At 60.0% G+C, this 6,626-nt stretch carries 5 protein-coding genes and 3 tRNA genes; 2 read left to right on the forward strand and 6 right to left on the reverse strand.

The window, feature by feature from the left end:
* On the forward strand, positions 1 to 116 hold a 116-nt coding region (locus tag E4U03_RS13015; protein WP_135011154.1), incomplete at its 5' end, for an IS3 family transposase.
* Positions 117 to 230: 114 nt separating this feature from the next.
* Here the strand turns inward: E4U03_RS13015 and E4U03_RS12120 are convergent.
* The 5 genes from E4U03_RS12120 to E4U03_RS12140 form a co-directional block, all read right to left on the reverse strand.
* Positions 231 to 303: transfer RNA gene (locus E4U03_RS12120), tRNA-Phe, on the reverse strand.
* Between the two features lie 63 nt (positions 304 to 366).
* Positions 367 to 440: transfer RNA gene (locus E4U03_RS12125), tRNA-Asp, on the reverse strand.
* Positions 441 to 491: 51 nt separating this feature from the next.
* Positions 492 to 564, reverse strand: a tRNA-Glu gene (locus E4U03_RS12130).
* A gap of 377 nt (positions 565 to 941) precedes the next feature.
* Positions 942 to 1,952 (reverse strand): universal stress protein, encoded by a 1,011-nt coding sequence (locus tag E4U03_RS12135; RefSeq protein WP_135013980.1) that lies wholly within the window; start codon positions 1,950 to 1,952, stop codon positions 942 to 944.
* 218 nt (positions 1,953 to 2,170) lie between these two features.
* Positions 2,171 to 2,830 (reverse strand): LGFP repeat-containing protein, encoded by a 660-nt coding sequence (locus E4U03_RS12140; protein ID WP_167752430.1) that lies wholly within the window; start codon positions 2,828 to 2,830, stop codon positions 2,171 to 2,173.
* 192 nt (positions 2,831 to 3,022) lie between these two features.
* Between E4U03_RS12140 and E4U03_RS12145 the strand changes: the two genes are divergently transcribed.
* The gene (locus tag E4U03_RS12145) at positions 3,023 to 4,360 is read left to right on the forward strand and encodes a D-arabinono-1,4-lactone oxidase (protein WP_135013982.1); all 1,338 of its coding nucleotides are present in this window, start codon (positions 3,023 to 3,025) and stop codon (positions 4,358 to 4,360) included.
* Positions 4,361 to 4,452: 92 nt separating this feature from the next.
* Here the strand turns inward: E4U03_RS12145 and E4U03_RS12150 are convergent, their stop codons facing one another.
* The gene (locus E4U03_RS12150; protein ID WP_135013983.1) at positions 4,453 to 5,859 is read right to left on the reverse strand and encodes an FAD-dependent oxidoreductase; all 1,407 of its coding nucleotides are present in this window, start codon (positions 5,857 to 5,859) and stop codon (positions 4,453 to 4,455) included.
* Between the last annotated feature and the right edge of the window lie 767 nt (positions 5,860 to 6,626).

Genomic DNA, 6,626 nt, shown 5'->3' on the forward strand with positions numbered 1-6,626 from the left:
GTCAGGCGGTTGATGACTATATCTATTGGTATAACAACGGTAGGCTTCAGGAGCGATTAAAGGGCCTGGCTCCGATGGGGTATCGGAGCCAGGCTTTGGCAGCCCTGACGGTCTAGGATTAAACCAGCCCAACTTTCGGGGGCTAGTTCAGTGAACCCACAGGCTGGGGCTGTTTTTTGTTTTAAAACAAAAAACCCACTCTCATGTAGAAGCCTAGAGAGTGGATTTCGTGGCTCCGACCGGCGTCGATCCGGTGACCTTACGATTTTCAGTCGCACGCTCTACCAACTGAGCTACAGAGCCAGGCATACCCTTAGATATGCCACAACCGCGTCTTCCCACAAGTGAGAACTTACGCGGTCGGAGCGACCCCGACGGGACTTGAACCCGCGACCTCCGGCGTGACAGGCCGGCGCGCTAACCAACTGCGCTACGGGGCCATACGCAAGAACCGAAGCTCTTACATGGCCGTGAAACCAAAGATTTCACAGTACCCCCAACGGGATTTGAACCCGTGTTACCGCCGTGAAAGGGCGGCGTCCTAGGCCGCTAGACGATAGGGGCTAGTTCGCTATATCGTGACTTGCTTTGTTTCCTCAGCCCGTCGCTTGAACAAGTAATACATTACGCGAGTTCAAACAGGCGCGCAAATTGAAAACCGCCCATCCGTGCCATTTTGGGCCAAAAATTAGGTGCCCTGCACCACAAAATTCACTCAAAAGTAACCGGAGATACACATAAATAGCCTAACCAGAACCGATATTGCCGCAGCAAGCGTCCGTCCCAAAAATTTTTTGAACTTTTTTAAAAAAGACGGCAGGATAGCGCCGTCGGAGCCCTTTTCAACCTGAAAAGGAGCTTCGGCGGGAGCTATCCTGCCTTGCCTTACCACCAGCCTACTCCTTGCGAGAGAAGCTGACTAGAGTGCTTTTACGTTTTGGCTAGCCCCAGGTGACGCCGACATCGGGGGCCTGCTCGATGCGGGGGTCTTCAATCTGGGGAACAATCATGACGGGCACCTGGGTGTTATACAGGATGCCCTGGGAGGTGGAACCCAGAATCATGCCGGCAATACCACCGCGGCCGCGGGTACCGACCACAATCAGGTCGGCTGCCTTACCTGCTTCTAGCAGAACCTGCACGGGGGAGCCGTCAATGAGCTTGAACTCGATTTCTAGCTGGGGGAAGTAGCCGCGAATCCATTCGGCAGCCTTGCGCTGCAGGTCGGCGATTTCACGGTAGAGGGCCTCGAAGTCAACAGCGGCGGGTACCCAGTTCAGGGCACCGGTGTAGGGGGCGAGCGCGTTGACCAGGGTGAGTTTGACGCCGCGGCGGCTTGCTTCGTCCGCTGCCTGCATCATGGCAAGACGGGCTTCGTCGGAGCCGTCCGAACCAACAACGACGGACTGGCCGCTGCCCAGGATACCGGGGTCGGCTTCAATCTTCTCGGCGTAGGAGTGGGGAACTGCAACGGTAGGGCAGTGGGAGTGGGCGGGCAAGGAGGTGGAAACGGTACCCAGCAGGCGGCCCAGGAAGCCGCCGTGGGAGCGAGAGCCAACCACCATCAGCTCAGCCTTCTTGGAGAGTTCTAGGAGGACGGCGGTGGCGTCGCCGGTTTCGACGGTTGCGCGAAGTTCAACGCTGGTTTCGCCAACGCGGGAGTGGGCCTCGTCAAGGATCTGGGCTACCCCGTCGGTAAGGGCCTGTTCATCAACCATGGAGTAGCCGGCGTCGAAACCGGTGCCGGTGAAGACGGGCAGGGAGTAGGCGGTGACCATGCGGACGGGCACCTTACGGATTTCAGCCTCGTGTACGGCCCAACGCAGGGCACCGTAGCTCTGCTCGGAGCCGTCAATGCCGACGATGATTTCGCCGGATGCGTTGGCTACTTCTGCGATGTCGTTGCGGGCAGCTACTGCTTTTTCACCGAAGGTGAGAGCGCGTTCGGTCATGGTCATCTCCTTAGATTCATGATGACCCCGCTCTGCCAGTCGGGTTACCGGCGCTGCTGCCGGGGCCTACTTCTAGTTTAGTCTTCCCCTCGTGAGCGGCGTGACTTATTTCGCATCATTACCGCACTTATTCATTTTTGAACTAGATAAGGTAAGGACGCCGCATCCCACTCCCCTGCCGATGGGCAGGGAGGTGGGTGGCGGCGTCCTTGCTTACGCTAACCCAGGGGGCTAAACACAGCGCCGGAGGCGGTCACCGTCAGCACGCCCTGTTCGGTGTACAGCACCGAGGCATCCCCTACCTGCTGCACCTCGGACACCGGGAAACCAAAAGCATCTACAGCGCCGTGGGCATTGAAGTAATCGCCCGCCGGGGTTCCGGACTCAATAAAATGGGCGCCGGTAGCCTCAGACCAGAAGACGTTACCGCTAGCCAGGCCCGGCTGGGCAAAGCTCTGGCGTACGCCGTTGCCCACCGGCTGCTCGTCGGTCACGGGAATCAGGTTGTACAGGGCAGAGCCGTCGCCCACCGTCACCGCGCCAAAACGCCATAGGTCGTAGATGGCACCGTGCACAGCATGGGTGCCCGTTACCTCGTTATAGAACACAGCCCCGTGGGTAAAGTTCTGGCCCATAAAACCGGGGGTACCAGGAGTACCGGGAGCAATAAAACCCTCATCGGTGGGAGCGCCCAGCCAGGCGTAATCTTCAGGAGCCCAAGGCAGGGCACCGGTGCTTGAGCTAGTCACCAGCGACGACTGCTCCGCGGTACCGTCCTCGCTGGCCTGGGCGGGAGCAAGACCCGTGAGTGTCAGCGCCCCGAGGGTGAGCGCAACCGAACCGCAACGGGCAAAAATACGGAGTGAAGACTTGTTCATGGTGGTTGTACCTTCCTTTCTCCAGTACCTCCACCCCATCACAGACACCCTGGCCCGGGCAAGCAAAAACAGGCCGGTTTATCGAATTGTGAGTCAACTGTTACCAAGCTGTGACCGGCCGCCCAGACTCACAGCCAGCACACACGTGTTCGTGCGAAAATATGCATGAACGAGCAAGAATCGAGGTAGATCATGGCCGACACCCCGCAGACAAGCCCCTCGTGGAGCACCTGGGCGCGCCAACACACCGTGCAGTCCACCGGCGTCCTTACGCCCCGGTCAGTGCCCGAGCTGCAACGGCAGATTCAGGACGCCGCCGCGGCAGATACCCGGGTCAAGGTAGTGGGGCGGGGGCGCAGCGCGTCCGCCATTGGGCAGCCGGTCGGCACCATGCTGACCCTAGAGCACCTCACCGGCCTGGTGCGGGTGGACCCCGATCACCTCACCGCCACCTTCCTGGCGGGCACGACCGTGCGCGAGGCCAACCGCCTGCTGGGCCACTACAACCTGGCCTTCACCAACCTGGGGCGGCTCGACGAGCAGACCCTGGCCGGGGCAATTTCTACCGGCTTTCACGGCACCGGCCTGAGCTACGGCATCTTTGCCACCCAGGTTGCCGAGCTCAAACTGGTGGAAGCCACCGGCACCCTGCTCACCTGCTCACTCCAGCAGAATCCGGAAATTTTCTCAGCGGCCCTCTGCGGCCTGGGCGCCCTGGGCATCATCGTGGAGCTGACCTTTAACGTGGTGCCCCAGTTCCGCCTGCATGCGGCTGAGCGCGGGCACACCTACCAGAGCATCGTGCACTCTTTTGAAGACCGCTCCCGCGGGGCTGACCACTACGAATTTAGCTGGTTCCCGGGCTCCGGTGAGGTGCGCACCCGCAGACTCACCCGCCTGGCCCTGCTCACCGACGGCTACATGCCCGCCAGCGCGGCCCTAAGCCAGGCCCGGCGCTACGGCGGCGACCATCTGCTCAACAACGGGGTGTTCTCGGCGCTCAGCTACGCCGGGGCTAAAGTGCCCGCGGCGCAGCCAGCGCTGAACAAGGTAGCCAACTGGGCTAAGGGCAACCGCCGCTACGCCGACTATTCGGCCCGCGTTTTCACTATTCACCGCACCGTGCGGCAGAACAATATGGAATACGCATTCGATATGTCGCAGTTTGCCGACGTCATGCGCGATGTACGCGCCCACCTGGCGTCCTACCGCAGCCAGATGGCCTACCCCCTGGTCGTGCGCACCGCTGCCGCCGACGACATCTGGCTTTCACATGCCTACGGGCGGGAGACCTTCTACGTCTCGGCGCGCGCCTACTGGCGCCAGCCCCACGCCGAACTGTTCGGTGTGCTTGAGGGAATTTTCAAGGAGCACGGCGGACGCCCCCACTGGGGCCAGTACCACACCCAGGACGCGGACGCCCTCACCCAGCTCTACCCCCATTTCAACGATTTCGTGGAACTGCGCGAAGAGCTAGACCCGTCGGGCCTCTTCCTCAACCCCTACCTGGACTGGGCGCTCATGCGGTGACGCCCCTCGGGTAGGTACCATCTAAATCAGAAAAACCCACCTAGTTGGTGGGTTTTTCTGATTTAGATGGTCTTTTCTGAAAGAACCTGACGCTACTCGCCGCGTGAAATCGCGGTCATCTCGTCGCGATCAACCACCTTGATACGGGCGCGGGGCTCGCCAGCGGCGTCCTTGGCTTCTGCGCCCAGGGCCTTTTCGTGGTCGTCCAGGCGGTGCCAGCCTTCCCAGGTGGTGTAGCGGACGCCCGCCTCGTCGAGGAAGGCCTCAATGGCTGCGGGGTCGGCTGCCTCGGCGGTGTAGAGGTTGTCGCGGTCTTCCAGCAGGTGGGTGACGGTTTCGAGGGCGTCTGACTTGGTGGAACCAATCAGGCCGACGGGGCCGCGCTTAATCCAGCCGGTGGCGTAGAGGCCGGGAACGGGCACGTCGCTATCATCAATCACGCGGCCCTCGACGTTGGTGATGACGCCGCGTTCGCTGTCGTAGCCGACCTCGGGCAGTTCGGAGCCGAAGTAGCCGATGGCGCGGTAGACAGCCTGCACGGGGTAGTTGATGAATTCGCCGGTGCCGGTGACGCCACCGTTGCCGTTGAGCTCGGTGCGTTCCATCTTGATACCGGTGACCTTGCCGTGTTCACCGAGGATTTCGGCGGGTGACTGCAGGAAGTGCAGGTGCAGGCGGCGGGAGGCGGTGCCGGGGTTTTTCTTCTGCTCTTCGAGCCAACCGTTAAGGGTCTTCATCATGACCTTGGTCTGGGCGTTGGTTTCCATGGCTTCGCGGGAGGCGTCGTCGAACTGGAAGTCTTCTTCGTAGAGCACAATGTCAACGTCGCGGGAGTGGGCTAGTTCGCGCAGTTCGAGGGGGGTGAACTTGATTTGGGCGGGGCCGCGGCGGCCGAAGACGTGCACGTCGGTGACGGGTGAGGCCTTGAGGCCCTCGTAGACGTTATCGGGGATTTCGGTGACGAGCAGGTCATCGGCGTGCTTGGAGAGCACGCGGGCGACGTCGAGGGCTACGTTGCCATTGCCGAGCACGGCGATTTCTTTGGCTTCCAGCGGCCAGGTACGGGGCACGTCGGGGTGTCCGTCGTACCAGGAGACGAAGTCGGACGCACCGTAGGAACCGGTGAGATCAACGCCGGGGATGTCGAGATCAGCGTCCTTGATGGCACCGGTTGCGAAGATGATGGCGTCGTAGTGCTTGCGCAGGTCGGCCAGGGTGACGTCGGTGCCGTAGTTGACGTTGCCGAAGAAGCGGATGTCGCCGCGGTCAAGCACCTTGTGCAGGGCGTTGATGATGCCCTTGATGCGGGGGTGGTCGGGGGCTACGCCGTAGCGGATCAGGCCGAAGGGGGCGGGGTAGCGGTCGAAGATGTCGATGGCTACGGGCACGGCTCCGGTGCGGACTTCTTCGCTTTTGGTAAGGATGTCTGCAGCGTAGATACCTGCGGGGCCTGCACCGATAACGGCGACGCGCAGGGCGCGGGGGGCTTCGGTTGACACGGGTTTTCCTTTCGGCGCCGGGCGTAGGCGGGCACGGCGGGTTGGGACTTTGGTTCTGCTCTAGTCTACCGAGTTTGGGGCGGACGCTGTCGCCCCGGTTACAGAGTAAGTCTTGGGATTACCGCGGGTAGGGGCTGGTCGTAACAGAGGTAACAGATGCGGGCGGGGGTGCAGGGTGTTTTAGGTGGCTCCGGCCTGGGACCAGCCAGCGTCTAGGAAAGTTTGCTTTGTCTAGCTCCTTGAGGCTTATTCATAAGGGGTTCCGCAGGCTCACGCTCGCTGCCGACCCTCTCGCTGGTTCGCTGTGAGCCTGCTCCACCTACCCTAATGAATAAGCCTCCTTATAAATATCCCTTCTCACAAATCAAGCTTTACTAACCTTATCTTTTGCACCCCGCCCTGCCGGCAAACATCTCTTTTACCATTTAACAACAAATTGAGCAAATTCAAGATTTGTGCAACAGGTACTGACAGCAAGCCAAAAACAAATGCATAAAAACCCCAATCGAACCAAAAGAACGAGGTATACATTATAAGAAAAATACCAACAAAGGGCATCACAAGATACAGAGTTCTACCATAGAAAAAATCTCTTTAGCCTTACAAGGAAAACTTTCAGCAATTTTAAGCAAACTAAGAGTGATATGTACTGGCTTTAGTTCCGACAATTATAAGACCACTAAAGCACCATCAACCACCTCCTGCGGAGTCCGATAACCAAGACCCTGATGCAACCGACCAGCATTCCACCAAGCAACCCAAGACGC

This window comes from Rothia nasimurium, from assembly GCF_004569295.1.
Lineage (GTDB): Bacteria > Actinomycetota > Actinomycetes > Actinomycetales > Micrococcaceae > Rothia > Rothia nasimurium_B.

Excerpts from the sequence above, each read along its gene's own strand:
- E4U03_RS12140 (WP_167752430.1), bottom strand. The coding sequence starts at position 2,830 with ATGAACAAGTCTTCACTCCGTATTTTTGCCCGTTGCGGTTCGGTTGCG.
- E4U03_RS12145 (WP_135013982.1), top strand. The coding sequence starts at position 3,023 with ATGGCCGACACCCCGCAGACAAGCCCCTCGTGGAGCACCTGGGCGCGC.
- E4U03_RS12135 (WP_135013980.1), bottom strand. The coding sequence starts at position 1,952 with ATGACCGAACGCGCTCTCACCTTCGGTGAAAAAGCAGTAGCTGCCCGC.